This window comes from uncultured Roseibium sp. (genome assembly GCF_947494555.1).
GTDB lineage: Bacteria > Pseudomonadota > Alphaproteobacteria > Rhizobiales > Stappiaceae > Roseibium.
Genome location: NZ_CANLVF010000003.1, coordinates 477,784 through 492,050, shown reverse-complemented (window position 1 = coordinate 492,050; position 14,267 = coordinate 477,784). Strand labels below are relative to the sequence as shown.

12 protein-coding genes are annotated in these 14,267 nt (G+C 56.5%); 6 read left to right on the top strand and 6 right to left on the bottom strand.

The genetic code is table 11. The features are described 5' to 3' along the window. Positions 1-16 precede the first annotated feature (16 nt). Positions 17-826: a 3-methyl-2-oxobutanoate hydroxymethyltransferase gene (gene panB / locus Q0915_RS16965; RefSeq protein WP_299475951.1), complete on the top strand. Its 810-nt coding sequence runs from the start codon at positions 17-19 to the stop codon at positions 824-826. Positions 827-899: 73 nt separating this feature from the next. Further along, positions 900-1,973, top strand: a complete 1,074-nt coding sequence (locus tag Q0915_RS16960) for a trifunctional transcriptional activator/DNA repair protein Ada/methylated-DNA--[protein]-cysteine S-methyltransferase (RefSeq protein ID WP_299475949.1) — start codon at positions 900-902, stop codon at positions 1,971-1,973. A gap of 127 nt (positions 1,974-2,100) precedes the next feature. On the opposite strand, the gene hisD is transcribed toward Q0915_RS16960, so the two are convergent. Next, the gene (gene hisD, locus Q0915_RS16955) at positions 2,101-3,411 is read right to left on the bottom strand and encodes a histidinol dehydrogenase (protein WP_299475948.1); all 1,311 of its coding nucleotides are present in this window, start codon (positions 3,409-3,411) and stop codon (positions 2,101-2,103) included. A 49-nt stretch (positions 3,412-3,460) separates the two neighbouring features. Beyond that, complete coding sequence (locus tag Q0915_RS16950; protein ID WP_299475946.1) at positions 3,461-4,657, bottom strand: DegT/DnrJ/EryC1/StrS family aminotransferase; 1,197 nt, start codon at positions 4,655-4,657, stop codon at positions 3,461-3,463. Between the two features lie 77 nt (positions 4,658-4,734). On the opposite strand from Q0915_RS16950, the gene Q0915_RS16945 reads away from it, so the two are divergent. The 4 genes from Q0915_RS16945 to Q0915_RS16930 all read left to right on the top strand — a co-directional run bounded on the left by Q0915_RS16945 (position 4,735) and on the right by Q0915_RS16930 (position 8,701). Further along, positions 4,735-5,697 carry a LysR family transcriptional regulator gene (locus Q0915_RS16945; protein WP_299475944.1) on the top strand — a complete coding sequence of 321 codons (963 nt, stop codon included), beginning with the start codon at positions 4,735-4,737 and terminating at the stop codon, positions 5,695-5,697. 166 nt (positions 5,698-5,863) lie between these two features. Continuing rightward, positions 5,864-7,297, top strand: coding sequence for a pyridoxal-dependent decarboxylase (locus Q0915_RS16940; protein ID WP_299475942.1), 1,434 nt, complete (start codon positions 5,864-5,866; stop codon positions 7,295-7,297). A gap of 109 nt (positions 7,298-7,406) precedes the next feature. Next, positions 7,407-8,276: an NAD(P)-dependent oxidoreductase gene (locus tag Q0915_RS16935; protein WP_299475940.1), complete on the top strand. Its 870-nt coding sequence runs from the start codon at positions 7,407-7,409 to the stop codon at positions 8,274-8,276. A gap of 302 nt (positions 8,277-8,578) precedes the next feature. After that, the gene (locus Q0915_RS16930) at positions 8,579-8,701 is read left to right on the top strand and encodes a hypothetical protein (protein ID WP_299475938.1); all 123 of its coding nucleotides are present in this window, start codon (positions 8,579-8,581) and stop codon (positions 8,699-8,701) included. 75 nt (positions 8,702-8,776) lie between these two features. On the opposite strand, the gene Q0915_RS16925 is transcribed toward Q0915_RS16930, so the two are convergent. The 4 genes from Q0915_RS16925 to Q0915_RS16910 all read right to left on the bottom strand — a co-directional run bounded on the left by Q0915_RS16925 (position 8,777) and on the right by Q0915_RS16910 (position 14,256). Then, a complete protein-coding gene (locus Q0915_RS16925) occupies positions 8,777-10,429 on the bottom strand; it encodes an ABC transporter ATP-binding protein (RefSeq protein ID WP_299475935.1) in 1,653 nt (550 codons plus the stop codon). Between the two features lie 2 nt (positions 10,430-10,431). Further along, positions 10,432-11,496: an ABC transporter permease gene (locus tag Q0915_RS16920; protein WP_366525292.1), complete on the bottom strand. Its 1,065-nt coding sequence runs from the start codon at positions 11,494-11,496 to the stop codon at positions 10,432-10,434. Positions 11,497-11,506: 10 nt separating this feature from the next. Next, positions 11,507-12,463 carry an ABC transporter permease gene (locus Q0915_RS16915; RefSeq protein ID WP_299475931.1) on the bottom strand — a complete coding sequence of 319 codons (957 nt, stop codon included), beginning with the start codon at positions 12,461-12,463 and terminating at the stop codon, positions 11,507-11,509. 182 nt (positions 12,464-12,645) lie between these two features. Next, positions 12,646-14,256 carry an ABC transporter substrate-binding protein gene (locus Q0915_RS16910; RefSeq protein WP_299475929.1) on the bottom strand — a complete coding sequence of 537 codons (1,611 nt, stop codon included), beginning with the start codon at positions 14,254-14,256 and terminating at the stop codon, positions 12,646-12,648. Positions 14,257-14,267: the final 11 nt, after the last annotated feature.

The following is a 14,267-nucleotide window of genomic DNA, read 5'->3' as shown; positions in this document are numbered from 1 at the left end:
CCGAAGGATACGCCCTATGAGCGTCCAAAAACCTGTCCGCCGGCTGACCGCACCCCAGATCGCGAAACGCAAGGGCGGCGACCCGATTGTTTCTCTGACCTCGTATCACGCGCATACAGCGGCCATTGTCGACAACTATGCCGACTTCATTCTGGTCGGCGACAGCCTCGGGATGGTGATGCACGGCATGGAATCCACCGTCGGCGTTTCGCTCGACCTGATGATAATGCATGGCAAGGCGGTGGTGCGCGGCACCAGACGCGCGCTCGTCGTTGTCGATATGCCCTTTGGAACCTACGAGGAAAGCCCGTCCGTTGCCTTCCGCAATGCCGCGCGGGTCATGAAGGAAACCCAGTGCGGCGCGGTCAAGCTTGAGGGCGGTGTCCGAATGGCCGAAACCATCCGCTTCCTGAGTGAACGCGGTATTCCGGTAATGGCGCATATCGGGCTCACGCCGCAGTCGGTTCACGTCATGGGCGGGTTCAAGACGCAAGGGCGGCACGAAGATGACTGGGATCAGCACTTTGAGGATGCGACAGCTGTAACGGAAGCTGGTGCATTCGCGGTTGTCCTGGAGGGGATGGTTGAGCCCCTTGCCGCACAGATCACCAAGGAAATCCCAATTCCGACCATTGGCATTGGCGCATCGGCGGAGTGCGACGGCCAGATCCTTGTTCTGGAGGACATGCTCGGCCTCAATCCGGCGCCGCCCAAATTCGTCAAGGTCTACGGAAATCTCGGAGGCCAGATTGAAGCAGCCGTCAAGGCCTATTCGGATGAGGTCAAGGACCGCAAGTTTCCCGCTGAAGAGCAGGTCTATCGCTAATTTAGATTATACGTTCAAATTAGGCGCCCGATTTCCGGCTGCATATTTTTGTTTGGCACACTAGTTTCAGGCCATGCTGATGATCCGACCTGATTTCGACACGCTCTACGAAGCGCTTCTCAATCGTGACGCGTCCTATGACGGGCGCATGTTTGTCTGCGTCGCCTCAACCGGGATCTTCTGCCGTCTGACATGTCCGGCCCGTAAGCCGAAGCGGGAGAACTGCACTTTCCTTGAGACAGTGGCGGCGTGTATCGATGCCGGGTTCCGTCCCTGCAAACGTTGCTGCCCGACCGCGCCGGAAGCCGGCGCGGACCCGCTCGTGTCGACATTGATCGAAGCTCTTGAAAAGCGCCCCGGATATCGGTGGGGCGAGCCGGATCTTGTGCGGCTGGGACTGGATCCGTCCACGGTTCGCCGTGCGTTCAAGAGACACTACGGCATGACGTTTCTGGAAATGGCGCGTCAGCGCCGCTTGCAGGAAGGCTTTTCCACGCTTGCCGAAGGCGGCAAGGTCATCGATGCGCAAATCACGGCCGGGTTTGAGTCTTCCAGCGCATTCCGCGATGCGTTTTCCAGGATAATCGGTCAGCCACCGGGAACCTTCTCCCAGAACCCCTTGCTGTTCGCAGACTGGGTGTCCTCGCCACTCGGCCCGTTGATAGCGGTGACGGACAACACGCATCTGCATTTGCTTGAGTTTCTCGACCGAAAAGCGCTTCCAGCCGAATTCAAGAAACTTCAAGGCTTTGCCAAAGGCCGGATTGGATTCGGGAGGACAAGCGTCACAGACCAGATCCAGCAGGAATTGAACGTCTTTTTTACCGGCGAGTCGGGCCGGTTTGAAACCAGGCTCGCGCTGCACGGCACTGCGTTCACCAAGGATGTCTGGCGCGAACTCTTGAAAATTCCGGCGGGCAGCACCCGAAGCTATTCCGAACTTGCGAAAGACCTGGGCAAACCGGAGGCGGTTCGTGCCGTGGCGCGTGCCAACGGTGCCAATCAGCTGGCAATTGTCGTGCCCTGCCACAGGGTCCTTGGCGCTGATGGATCGTTAACCGGCTACGGCGGTGGGTTGTGGCGCAAACAGCGTCTGATCGAGGTAGAGCGGACTTATCTTGAATTAGGCACGAATAGCGTTTCGTGAAAACCTTGAAACACAGCTCGTCACCTATCGCGCTGAAATTCATGATCTCAGGCAGCGACTGGTGATTCAACCTTTTCAACAAATGCTTCAGGCACAGGCCGCAATCAAAACTTGAGTGCGAAGACGATCACTTGATGCGCGCCTGAGGGTCATTTGTCAGGTCATATTTCTGCAGGCGAATGTCCGCGCTGCGGGCGTGGCCCTCCATCCCTTCAAAGCGCGAAATGCGAGCGGTGGCAAGTGCGACGTCACGAACTGCCGACCGGGTCATTTTCTGCCAGGTCACTGTTTTCAGGAACTTGTGCACCGAAAGGCCACCCGTGTAGCGCGCGGCATTGGCCGTCGGCAGCACGTGGTTCGGCCCTGACGCCTTGTCACCGAAGGCGACCGTGGTTTCTTCGCCCAGAAAGAGTGAACCGTAAGACGCCAGCTCCCCGATCCACCAGTCAAGGTCGGAGGCCTGCACATGCAGATGTTCCGGCCCGGTCCTGTTGGCGAATTCAACCATGTCCTCGCGCCGGTCGCAAAGAACAACCTCACCCAGATTGTCCCATGCCTGCAACGCGCTTTCGCGGTTCGGGTCCGGCAGCTCACCTGCAATGATCGGCACCAGTTCCAGCACCTTTCGGGCAAGGCGGTCGGACGTCGTCACGAGCCAGACCGGAGAATTATAGCCGTGCTCCGCCTGGCCAACGAGGTCCGCTGCAACAATATCCGGGTCAGCTGTTTCGTCGGCAATGATTAGGCTGTCCGTCGGGCCTGCAAACATGTCGATACCTGTTCGTCCGAACAAGAGCCTCTTCGCCTCGGCCACATATTGGTTCCCAGGGCCGACTAGAATGTCTGCCTCAGGCAAACCGAATTGCCCGAAGGCCATGGCGGCGATTGCCTGTACGCCTCCGAGAGACAGGACCCGGTCCGCGCCGCAATAATCGAGAGTCCACAAGATTGCAGGCGCAATGCCAGTCTCGGGCCGTGTCGGCGAGCAGGCCGAGATAAAATCCACACCCGCGACTTTGGCAGTTGTCACCGTCATTATCGCCGACGCGATATGGCTATAACGTCCTCCGGGGACATAGCAGCCTGCAGCGGACACCGGGATCAGTTTTTGACCGGCAACAAGGCCTGGACGCAATTCCACGTCAAATTCCCGAATGCTCTCCATCTGCGCTTTCGCAAATGCTGCGATGTTCTCGTGGGCAAATCGAATGTCATCCTTCAGACTTTCTGGAACCTGCGTCGAGGCCGCTTCGATCGCTTCCGGAGCGACGACGATATCCTGTTCCCAACCATCGAGTTGTCTGGCATAGGCAATCGTCCGATCCTCGCCTTCAGCCTCGATTTTCCGAAGCATCTCAGACACCCGTTGCGTGACGGTTGTCATGTCCTGAACCGAGCCGCCGTTCTCACTTGCCTGTTTCAGAAAGGTAGAAGCCATGAATGTGCCTTTGTCCGTTTGGTGCTGTTTTTTTGGTTTTCGCCTGGCATCAGGCCTGAATTTGCGCCAGTTCTTCGAATATGATGGTGCCGATCGTTTCACAGTCGCCCTCAGTGAAACTGAGCGGGACCCGGAGATCCATAACCCGTCTCAAGACATTGATCGTTTGGGGCAGGGATTGTTCGGGTGCATAGGTCCAGCTGTCATACCGGCTTGTAAAGCCAACGGGATTGGCATCGCCGAACCATTTCAATTCGACGCCGCGTTTCTTGCATGCAGCAACAAAAGACCGGCATGCCTCGTCGGGACACAATGGAACCAGAAATTGGAACGACGATCCGACATAGAATTCCTTGTCAGGCCGGACCGGGACTACGGCATTCGCAGCGTTCGAAAGCCCGTTTTCAAGGATCTTGTAACGCCGGTTCCATCGCTCCACGTTCTTGTCCAGATTAGCAAGCTGCGGACGCAGGATCGCGGCCCGAAGATTGTCCAGTCTCGATGAGCAATTGGGGCTTTCGAACCTGGCCGTTTCGAATGCTTCCTTGTCTGGGCGGACCAGGTGTTTCTCAAAGAGCATGTAGGAGCCGGACAGGATGATGGACCTTGCCATGACATCCGGGTCATTCGTTGTAAGAAGGCCGCCTTCACCGCTGTTCAGGTGCTTGTAGGTCTGCGTGCTGAAACAGGCGACCTTGCCGAAGTTTCCGCTTTTGGTGCCGTTCCACTCGGCACCCATCGTGTGTGCACAATCCTCGATCAGCACGACGCCCGATCTCGTCAGCAGCGTGCACAAGGCATCCATGTCCGTAAGGTGCCCGCGCATATGAGACAGCAACAGAAATTTGGCGCTGCTGGCCAGCAGCTTTGCCGAAAGATCTTCCAGGTCGATGGTGAGGTTCTCAGTGGTTTCGACGAAGATCGGGGTAGCACCGACAGCAGCGACCGCACCCGGAACTGGCGCAAGGGTGAAGGCGTTGGTCAATACGGCATCGCCTGCCTGAACCCCCACCGCGCGCAGGGCAATCTGCATGGCGGTTCCGCCGGAGGTGGTAGCAAGACAGAATGCGGCCCCCTGATATGCGGCATAGTCCTGTTCCCAAAGGGCTGTGTCGCCGTCCTCTCCTTCGATCGTGTTGTAACGATGCAAGCGCCCCGTTTGCAGAACACGCACGGCTTCGGCAATTGCCTCCGGAGTGATCGCTTCCTGCTGAGTGAATGATTTTTTGAAATCTAACACTGACATGGTATCAGAACTCTCTGGTGGGATTGTCGGACTTGGCCGCGTTGCGATCGGTCAAATTGACCCCAGGGAGCGGCAACATGCGATTCAACAACATGTCCCTCAAAGGGATCGAGGTATTTTGCATCGCTGCCGAAACGGGATCGATAGCTCAGGCCGCTGCAGAGACGGATCTCAGTCTTCCCGCTGCTTCGCAGCAAATCAAGAAACTGGAGCAGGCGCTTGGATGCCGGCTGCTCGACCGCAACTCCCGGCCGATGACGATGACCCGAGCCGGGCAGCTTTTCCTGGAGCGCGCCAAGACGGCGATGGGTGAAATTCACCTGGCACAGACCGAACTGATCTCGCTCGACCTGTCCGGCCACGCAACCCTTCGTATTGGTGCAATCGAAGACTTTGAAGACCAGATCACGCCTATGTTGCTTAGTCAGCTGGCGTCGTCTCTGACCAGGAGCGAATTCCGGCTTCTGACCGGACCAAGTCACGAGATCGAAGACAAGTTGCGAACTCAGTCTCTTGATATCGGGATTTACACGTCGAGTGGTGAGATTGACCAAGATATTGAAAAAATTGATCTTCTCTCGGATCCATATGTACTGGCTGTTCCAAGTTCGGCTGCCTATCCACCGCAATCCGGCCTGCAGGATTTGAAGGACCTTCAATATATTACCTATGATAGGCGGTTGCTTATGGGCAGGCAGATCGAGGCCCAGCTTTCCCGGTTGCGCCTGACCCAGGAAGTTCGGGTCGAGATTGACAGCTACCAGTCTCTGTTCGCATTGATTGCGACGGGCCAATACTGGTCGATCACGACGCCGCTTGCCTATAAAAGCGCTCGCCGATTCCACAAGGACATTGATATACATCCGCTGCCGTTTCAGGCCTTTTCCCGAACGATCGTTCTTGCTGCCGGACCCGAATGGAGCCGCTCGCTCGGTGATGCGATGGCCAGAACACTGAAGGGGTTTTTGCACTCGCATACAGTAACACCGGTTGTGTCGGAATATCCCTGGCTGGGTCATTCCTTCAAGGTGGCAGGTTGAGAGCGATTGAAGCGGACGCTGTCATGAGTAGGCAATTCCAAATCGGTTGTTTGTGAAAGCAGAAATGATGGATTTCAAAAATTGAAAGGTGTGGATGCGTCGTTGCAAGGTATTTTCTGCGTGATCTAACGTTATTGGATCCGCGCCGGCATAGATGGAGTTTGGAATGTCAGAAGAAGGCGACCGCCTTGAACCAGCTGACTGGGAAGATTTTGGTGACGAAATGCACGCTCTTCTGGAGCAGTGCATTGGCCGCATGAAAGCTGCGCGTGACCTGCCTTGGCAGCCGTTGCCGGCTGGCCTCGGTGACAGTCTGAAACTGGAACCGAGCGAAACCGGAAGCGGCACAGCAGCCACATTTAGGCATCTGACAGAAGATATTATGCCTTATGCGACCGGCAACACGCATCCTGCCTTTTTCGGTTGGGTTCACGGCACCGGCCTCCCGGTATCTGTTGGCGCTGAACTTGTCGCAGCGACCATGAACAGCAATTGCGGTGGGCGTGATCATGGGGCGATGAAGGTTGAACAGGCGGTCCTGGACTGGTTGCTGAAGCTTGCCGGGTTCGGCTCAGACGCCTCGGCTATCCTGACAAGTGGCACCTCCCAGGCAACCATATTGGCATTGTCCGCAGCGCGCACGCGTCTCTTTGGAAAGGAAATTCGCAAAACCGGTATCCAGTCGCTTCCGGAGATAGCTGTTTATCTGTGCAAGGGAACACATTCCTGCATTGCCAAGGCGCTTGAAGTGATGGGACACGGCACCGATGCACTTACCTTCGTGGAAACAAATGAAGCGCTGCAGATGGACATGGCAGCCTTGAAGGCAGCGGTCGAACGGGACAGGGCAAATGGGCGCGTCCCGCTCGCGGTCATCGGCACGGCAGGGGCTGTTGACACGGGTGTTTTCGATCCGATCGACGATCTGGCCGCCTTTTGCAATGAAGCAGGCATCTGGCTGCATGTCGACGCGGCCTTTGGATTTTGGACACGTCTGGCAGACCAGCCGTGGCGGGATTTATGCAGGGGTATCGAGAAGGCAAATTCCATCGCCTGCGACTTCCACAAATGGATGTCGGTGCCCTATGATTGCGGCGCCTGCATGATTTACGATCGTGAACTGCATCTGCAAACTTTTTCTTCACGCCCTTCCTATCTTGAACACCAGGAAGCAGGTCTGGGCGGCGGCGGCACATGGTATTGCGATCTTGGCCTGGAGTTGTCACGCGGTTTTCGTGCGTTGAAGGTCTGGACGGCCGTAAAAGCGATCGGAATGGATGCATTTGGGAACGCAATCAGCGACAATTGCAGGCAGGCCGGCCTGATGGCGGAGCTTGTCGAAAAGTCCGACGTTTTGCAGTTGGCGCACCCCGTGACATCGAATGTTTGCTGTTTCTATCCGGAAAAGGGCGACCCGAATGAAATCGCAGCCCGGCTGCAACTTCAGGGAAGCGCCGTTTTTTCCACGACAAAACAGAAAGGACGGTCCTGCTTGAGAGCAGCCATCGTCAATCACCGGACAACGTCGATGGATATCATCCGTTCAATCGAGGCGGTCGAGGCGCAGGTGCGCCTGGAAGCAACAAACACGCAGGTCTGATCTTCCTGCATTCACTAGGTGCCGGTAATGCACGTTTCGGTTAAACTTGACGCATGAACGAGCACAAGATTGTCGATAACGAAGAAGTCTCGACCCGGAGGGGGCGGCCATGACAGTCGCCGTGATCGGCCTTGGTATCATGGGAGGGGCATATTGCAGGAACCTGATCAGAGCGGGTGAGACTGTTTTGGGGGTTGATCCTTCGCAGATTGGGCGACAAGCGCTTCTTGAAGCCGGTGGCCGGGTATTCGAAACTCCGGGAAAATGGATTGCCGATTGCGATGCGGTAATTCTTGCACTCGCATCGCCGCAAGCGTTGTTTTCCGTGTGCAACGTACTCAGCGAGTTGTTGCGGGCAGGACAGATTGTCATTGAGACGGGAACCTTTTCTTTAGAGGACAAGCAAGCTGCAAGAGCCGTTTTGGAGCGAAGCGGCGTCGATGTTCTTGATTGTCCGGTCAGTGGAACCGGCGCGCAGGCGGCGGACGCAGACCTTGTGATGATGGCGTCGGGCGATGAGGATGCGATTGTCCGCGCCGTTCCGTTGCTGGAAAAATTTACGCGGTTGGTGATGAATGTCGGTGCATTCGGCAATGGCACCAAGCTGAAGTTCGTCGCAAATCATGCGGTCGCGGTTCACAATGTAGCTGCGGCGGAAACATTGAGCTATTGCGATGCCCTGGGACTGGATCGGGAGACCGTCTATCAGCTGCTTTCCAGCGGAGCCGGTCAGTCGCGCATGTCGGACTTGCGAATGCCGATGATGATGACTGGTGTTTACGAGCCACCGACAGCCAGCCTCCGGATGTTTGAAAAGGATCTGCGAATCATCGGTAACGACATAGCTGCAAAAGGGGTTTCGGCACCGTTGTTTGAAGCGAGCAGATCGATCTATGAAAACGCGCTTCGGGAGTTGCCGGAAGGGCTTGATACGGCTTCGGTCTTTGAAGTTTACCGGGCCAGAGCTGGAAAAAATTGACGCACCCTGTGCATTTCAATGGGATGAATGCCTGTGGTTCGAAGCCGAACGAGTTATGTACTTTTGAAGTGATCTCAGTTGTAACTACATAGAATTCATGAAGAAATTTTCCCAAATGCTTCCGCATCGAACACTTTGCATTGATACCCGGTCTTTTTTGTCATAACTCGCAGTTCAGCTATGCAAAAAATGTAGTACGATTCTTAGTATTGAATCATTGAATTATTAATCTCTCTCCCTTAAGTGTCCGCGTAAGTTGAAACGCCATCATTCCGGACAGTGTCCGGCAAAAGGAGGTCGGCATGACCCGTGATGATCTCATTCGCGAATACAAAGAGCACAGCGGATCCTGGCAGGGTCTGGTGGGTGTCTATGGTTTGATCGTTGGCGTTATGGCTCTGTCCGGCTATCTCATGGTCGGCTGACGACGCCAAAATCCGGATTTCCGATGTAAAGCAAAAACCCCGGGCTTGATGTCCCGGGGTTTTTCTTTCGTTTGCCTAGACGTTTGCCGCTTCGCCAATCGAATCCGTACCACGTTCCTCAAGCAGTGTTGTTAGCCAGTTCGGATCCATTTCGGGAACCGAAGACAGCAAGAGGTCTGTATAGGGGTGATGCGGCGGGGTGAACATTTTTTCCTTGGGACCCTGTTCAACCACCTTGCCTCTCTGCATCACCACAACTTCATCGGCGATTGAGCGCACTGTCGCCAAATCGTGGGTAATGAACATATAGGCCAGGTTCAGGTCCTGCTGAAGTTTGTCGAGCAGCTTCAGAATGCCTTCGGCGACCAGCTGATCGAGGGCACTCGTGACCTCGTCGCAGATGATGAAGGTGGGTTCTGCGGCAAGCGCACGCGCGATCCCGATGCGCTGCTTCTGTCCTCCCGAAAGCTCCGGTGGAAATCGATTGTAGAATTTCGCCGGATCCAATTCGATCAGATCAAGAAGTTCATCGACCCGGTTTTTGAGTTCAGCGCCACGCAGACCACCGTAAAACTGGGCGGGACGGCCGATGATCTCGCTGATCCTGATTTTCGGGTTCAGCGCGGTGTCCGCCATCTGGTAAATCATCTGAGCCTGGCGAAGCTGGTCCTTGGACCGGTCCTGATACCGCGGTGGCAGAGCTTCTCCATTGAACAGAATTTCGCCCTTGGTCGGTGGCAGCAGACCCGTAATGCAGCGTGCAGTCGTCGATTTTCCCGATCCCGACTCGCCGACAACGGCGACGGTCATGCCTGCATAGATATCGAACGAGACATCGTCGAGCACCTGGATCTTGCCATAGGCAGCGTCCACATTCTTGACCGAGACGATCGGTACGGCATCGGCCGCCGCCGGCCTTTCTTTCTGCGGCCGTTTGAAGCTGCGGACCGCCCAGAGGCTCTTTGTGTAGTCCTCGCTCGGGGCATCCAGCATCTGTTCCGTTGGCGCTTCTTCGACTTCTTCGCCTTTCAGAAGAACCTTGATCGTGTCTGCCATCTGCGCAACGACCGCGAGGTCGTGAGTGATATAAATGGCAGCCGTGTTGAACTGGTCCACGATGTCCCTGATCGCAGCGAGAACTTCAATCTGGGTCGTCACGTCCAGAGCTGTCGTCGGCTCATCGAAAATGATGAGGTCGGGACGGCATGCCATCGCCATCGCCGTCATGGCGCGTTGAAGCTGCCCACCCGACACCTGGTGCGGGTAGCGGAACCCGATCTCATCCGGATTGGGCAGGCGGAGGCGGTGGTAGAGTTCCATCGCATCTTCCTGCGCTTCGACACGCTTCTGGATGCGATACTGGATCGGAGCTTCCGTATGCTGGTCGATGATCCTGTGTGCAGGATTGAACGACGCCGCAGCCGATTGGGCCACATAAGCGATCCGTGATCCGCGAAGAGCACGCAGATCGCTTTCCGGCGTCGTTGTCAGTTCCATGCCGTCGAACTCGATCGAGCCACCGGAAATCCGGCAGCCGTCTCTCGCAAACCCCATTGCGGCCAGACCGATAGTCGATTTGCCGGCGCCGGATTCCCCGATCAGGCCGAGGACTTCACCCTTGTGAAGGGTGAGGTCGACACCATGGACGATCTCGATCCAATTTTCGTCGGAATAACCTTCAATCCGAAGGTCCTTGATTTGAAGAAGCACATCTTTTTTAGGGACCATGCTCAAACCTCCTTAAGGCCGGAGGACCGGAACAGCATCCAGTCGACAACGAAGTTCACCGCAACCGTCAGCAGCGCGATCGCGGCGGCCGGGATAAGCGGCGTGAGTTCACCAAACGAAATCAGCGTTGCGTTCTCGCGCACCATCGATCCCCAGTCCGCCGTTGGAGGCTGGATGCCGAGACCGAGGAAGGACAGACCAGCGATCAGCAGGAACACAAAGCAGAACTCCAGACCGAATTCCGCAACAAGCGGGGCGGTTGAGTTCGGCAGGATTTCCTTGCGGATCAGATACCAGGTCCCTTCGCCGCGGAGCTTTGCCGCTTCGATATAGTCCATAACGACAACGTTGCCCGCTACGGCGCGTGTCAGGCGGAAAACGCGTGGCGAATAGATCAACGCAACCACGATGACGATCACAAAGAGACTGGTCCCGAAGATACTCAGGATCAGCAGTGCGAAGATCAGCGACGGGATCGACATGATCACGTCCGCGAGCCGCCCCATGAACTGGTCGAACCAGCCACCTTTCGTCGCGGCCAGAAGGCCTGCCAGAGCGCCGGCGATGAACGCCAGGCTGGTTGCCACGAGGGCGAGGCCGACCGTGTTGCGAGCGCCGTAGATGATCCGGCTGAACATGTCGCGGCCGAGCTGGTCTGCTCCGAGCAACATATTCTCGTCTGCCGGTGCAAAGGCTGACGAGATCACCTCAGCTTCACCGAACGGTGCGATGACCGGCGCAAAGATCCCGGCAATGGCGTAGGTGAAGATCACGAACATGCCGAAGGCCGCCGTGAGTGGCGCGGTTCGCAGTTCCTTTGCCACACCATCTGGTGCGATGATGATCAGGAACTCGCGGAAAGCGTAGGAAACGCCTGCGGCAAGCGCAAGCAGTCCGGCGGCAATTGTGATGGAGCGCAACGCAGGCGCACCGCCGACGATCCCCGTGACGAAGGAAACAAGCGTCAGCGAGAAGATCAGCAGAAAGATCTGCCGTTGCTTGAAGTAGGCTGCCAGGCACGAGGCCCCGATCAGCAGCGCATAATATCCAATGACGAATGAATTCATGTCGCTGCCCTCACTTCGGATGCCGCAAACGCGGGTTGGTCAAGATCGATCCGACATCGGCTGCAAGGTTGAGCAGGATGAAGGTCGCAGCGAAGATGAGACAGCACGCCTGAACGATCGGGAAGTCACGCTTCGAGACGGCATCGACAAGAAGCTGGCCGATACCCGGGTAAACAAAGACGACCTCAACGAGAACCACGCCTGTGATGAGGTAGGCAAGGTTCAGGGCAACAACGTTGATGATCGGTGCCCAGGCGTTGGGAAGCGCATGTTTGACGATGACTTTCCACGGCGGCACGCCTTTCAATCGTGCCATTTCGATATAGGGCGATGCCAGAAGATTGATGATCGCGGCACGTGTCATGCGCATCATGTGCGCGGTCACGACAAGGACCAACGTAAGGGCCGGCAGGAACGTCCTGTGGAGCAATTCACCGAAGCTCATGTCGGTGCTCAGGCTCGCGATCGCCGGGAAGTAGTTGGTCTTCACAGCCAGGTAAAGGATCAGGATATAGCCGAGGAAGAATTCTGGAGAGCTGATCGATGTCAGCGTCACAACGTTTGCTACGCGGTCAAACAGCGTATTGCGCAGCAGTGCGACGATGACGCCGAGAATGATCGAAATCGGTACGGCAATGACGGCGGCGTAGCACGCCAGGAACAGCGTATTTATAAACCGGCCGCTGATGGCTTCGGTGACCCGTTCACCGGAAATCAATGACACCCCGAAGTCGCCGGTCAAGGCACCTCCGAGCCATTGGAAGTAGCGCAGTATGGCAGGCTGATCGAGCCCCATTTTTTCGCGCAGCGCTGCAACAGTTTCAGGTGTAGCGGCCTGCCCCAGAACGGCTTGGGCGATGTCGCCCGGCAGTAATTCGACCGCAAAGAAAATCAGGATTGAGATCACCAGAAGAGTGACCACACCTAAGCCAAGTCTCTTTAGGACCAGCTGTAGGATGTCCCCCATTTGTCCCTCCAGAATAAAGACGCCCGGTACCCCAGTTGACCGGATTTTATGTCGGGTGCGGACCCAGAACAGGTCCTGATTTTGTCTTTGGAAATACCCGACAGTCTAGTATGGAGCGGCCTCATAACAGACGCCGTTCCAATGCGAGTGCGGCGGGCAAAGCCCGCCGCAAGTGTTGATAATCAGCCTTCGAACCACCACCGATGCGTTCCGCGTGCACCATCGGTTTCCCAGGATGCGGAGACGCTTGGGCCGTGCTTGACGTTCTTCCGGCGCGCATAGACGAAGTTGACGAACATTGGGATGACGGTGCCGCCATCGTCGCGGGCGAGCGTGCACATCTCGTGGTACATTTCACCGCGCCGTGTTTCGTCGAGTTCGGCTTTCGCCTGGAGAAGCAGCTCATTGAAGCGCGGGTTCTTCCAGTGCGCTTCGTTCCAGGCTGCATCGTCCTTGTAGGCGAGCGTGAACATGTTGTCCGGTGTCGGGCGCGCGCCCCACTTGACGAAGACCCAGGGCTTCTTGAGCCAGACATCCGACCAGTAGCCGTCGTTTGCCTCGCGCACCGGCTTGATGTCTATCCCGGCCTTCTTGGCCTGTTCGGAATAAAGCACGATCATGTCGACCGCGCCCGGCAAAACACTGTCGGCAGCCGACAGGCTGACCGAAAGATTTTCCATGCCGGCCTGCTTCAGGTGCCACTTGGCCTTTTCCGGATCGTATGTCCGCTGCGGAATATCCGCAGGGAAATAAGGCATGTTCGGTGAGACGTGGAAGTCGTTGCCCGGTATGCCGGTGCCGAACACGATCTTTTCAACGATCTCATCACGGTCGATCGCAAGCTTGAGTGCCATGCGCACATCGACGTTGTCGAACGGTGCGACATCGCAGAACATCGGCAGCGTGATCGCCGAACCGGACGGAATGTTGTCGAGCTCGACTTCGGGATGCCGTTGCAGAAGAGCCATGGTCTTCAGGTCGACAGACGAAATTGCGTCGACATCGCCGGTCACGAGCGCTGTCTGGCGCGCATTCGGGTCATTGAGAGCGGTCATGTCGATACGGTCGAACCAGGCACCTTCGCGATGCCAGCCGTCATGGCGCACAAGCGATGTACCGATGCCGAATTCGTTCTGCTCGATCTTGTAGGGGCCGGCACCGACGCCGCTTTCCCAGTCTACCGATCCATCGTCTTTTGCCGGAAGCATGACGAGATGGTAGTCGGTCAGGATCCACGGCAGGTCCGCAAATCCCTGATCGAGTTCGATCACGATGTGTTTGTCACCGTCAGTCTTGATGTCGACCACGCTGTCGAGAAGCGCCTTGGCGGCCGAAGTCGACTTTTCACCGCGGTGGAAATTCAAAGATGCGACGGCATCGTTAGCCGTGAACTTGCGCCCGTCATGGAAGGTCGCATCCGTGTTCAGCTCAAACGTCCAGGTCTTGGCATCAGGGCTTGCTTCCCAACCGACGGCCATGTCAGGGCCGAGGCCGTTTTCTTCGGTGATTTCGGTGAGATAGCTGCGATGTGTGTGAGCAAGCTGAATGGAGTAGACACTCTGGTAAGTGCCTGGATCATGGCTGTCGCTGGTGTTTCCGTCATGCACGCCATAGCGGAAGGTTCCGCCGCGCTTGGGTTGTGCCTTGGCCTGCGACGTCCAAAGCCCTGTTGCAGTGGACGCGGTCACACCTGCGAGCATCGAATAATGCAGGAACTCACGTTTCGATATGCCGCCGCTCCGTGCCGCCTTTTCGAGGTTATTCAGCAACTCTGGATTTTTCGATTTTGTCATCATTCTCCCCT

Bases quoted from the DNA above. Each gene is read 5' to 3' on its own strand.
- panB (WP_299475951.1), top strand. From the start codon at position 17: ATGAGCGTCCAAAAACCTGTCCGCCGGCTGACCGCACCCCAGATCGCG.
- Q0915_RS16930 (WP_299475938.1), top strand. From the start codon at position 8,579: ATGACCCGTGATGATCTCATTCGCGAATACAAAGAGCACAGCGGATCC.
- Q0915_RS16925 (WP_299475935.1), bottom strand. From the start codon at position 10,429: ATGGTCCCTAAAAAAGATGTGCTTCTTCAAATCAAGGACCTTCGGATT.
- Q0915_RS16910 (WP_299475929.1), bottom strand. From the start codon at position 14,256: ATGACAAAATCGAAAAATCCAGAGTTGCTGAATAACCTCGAAAAGGCG.
- Q0915_RS16950 (WP_299475946.1), bottom strand. From the start codon at position 4,657: ATGTCAGTGTTAGATTTCAAAAAATCATTCACTCAGCAGGAAGCGATC.
- Q0915_RS16915 (WP_299475931.1), bottom strand. From the start codon at position 12,463: ATGGGGGACATCCTACAGCTGGTCCTAAAGAGACTTGGCTTAGGTGTG.
- Q0915_RS16920 (WP_366525292.1), bottom strand. From the start codon at position 11,496: ATGAATTCATTCGTCATTGGATATTATGCGCTGCTGATCGGGGCCTCG.
- Q0915_RS16960 (WP_299475949.1), top strand. From the start codon at position 900: ATGCTGATGATCCGACCTGATTTCGACACGCTCTACGAAGCGCTTCTC.
- Q0915_RS16945 (WP_299475944.1), top strand. From the start codon at position 4,735: ATGCGATTCAACAACATGTCCCTCAAAGGGATCGAGGTATTTTGCATC.
- Q0915_RS16935 (WP_299475940.1), top strand. From the start codon at position 7,407: ATGACAGTCGCCGTGATCGGCCTTGGTATCATGGGAGGGGCATATTGC.
- hisD (WP_299475948.1), bottom strand. From the start codon at position 3,411: ATGGCTTCTACCTTTCTGAAACAGGCAAGTGAGAACGGCGGCTCGGTT.
- Q0915_RS16940 (WP_299475942.1), top strand. From the start codon at position 5,864: ATGTCAGAAGAAGGCGACCGCCTTGAACCAGCTGACTGGGAAGATTTT.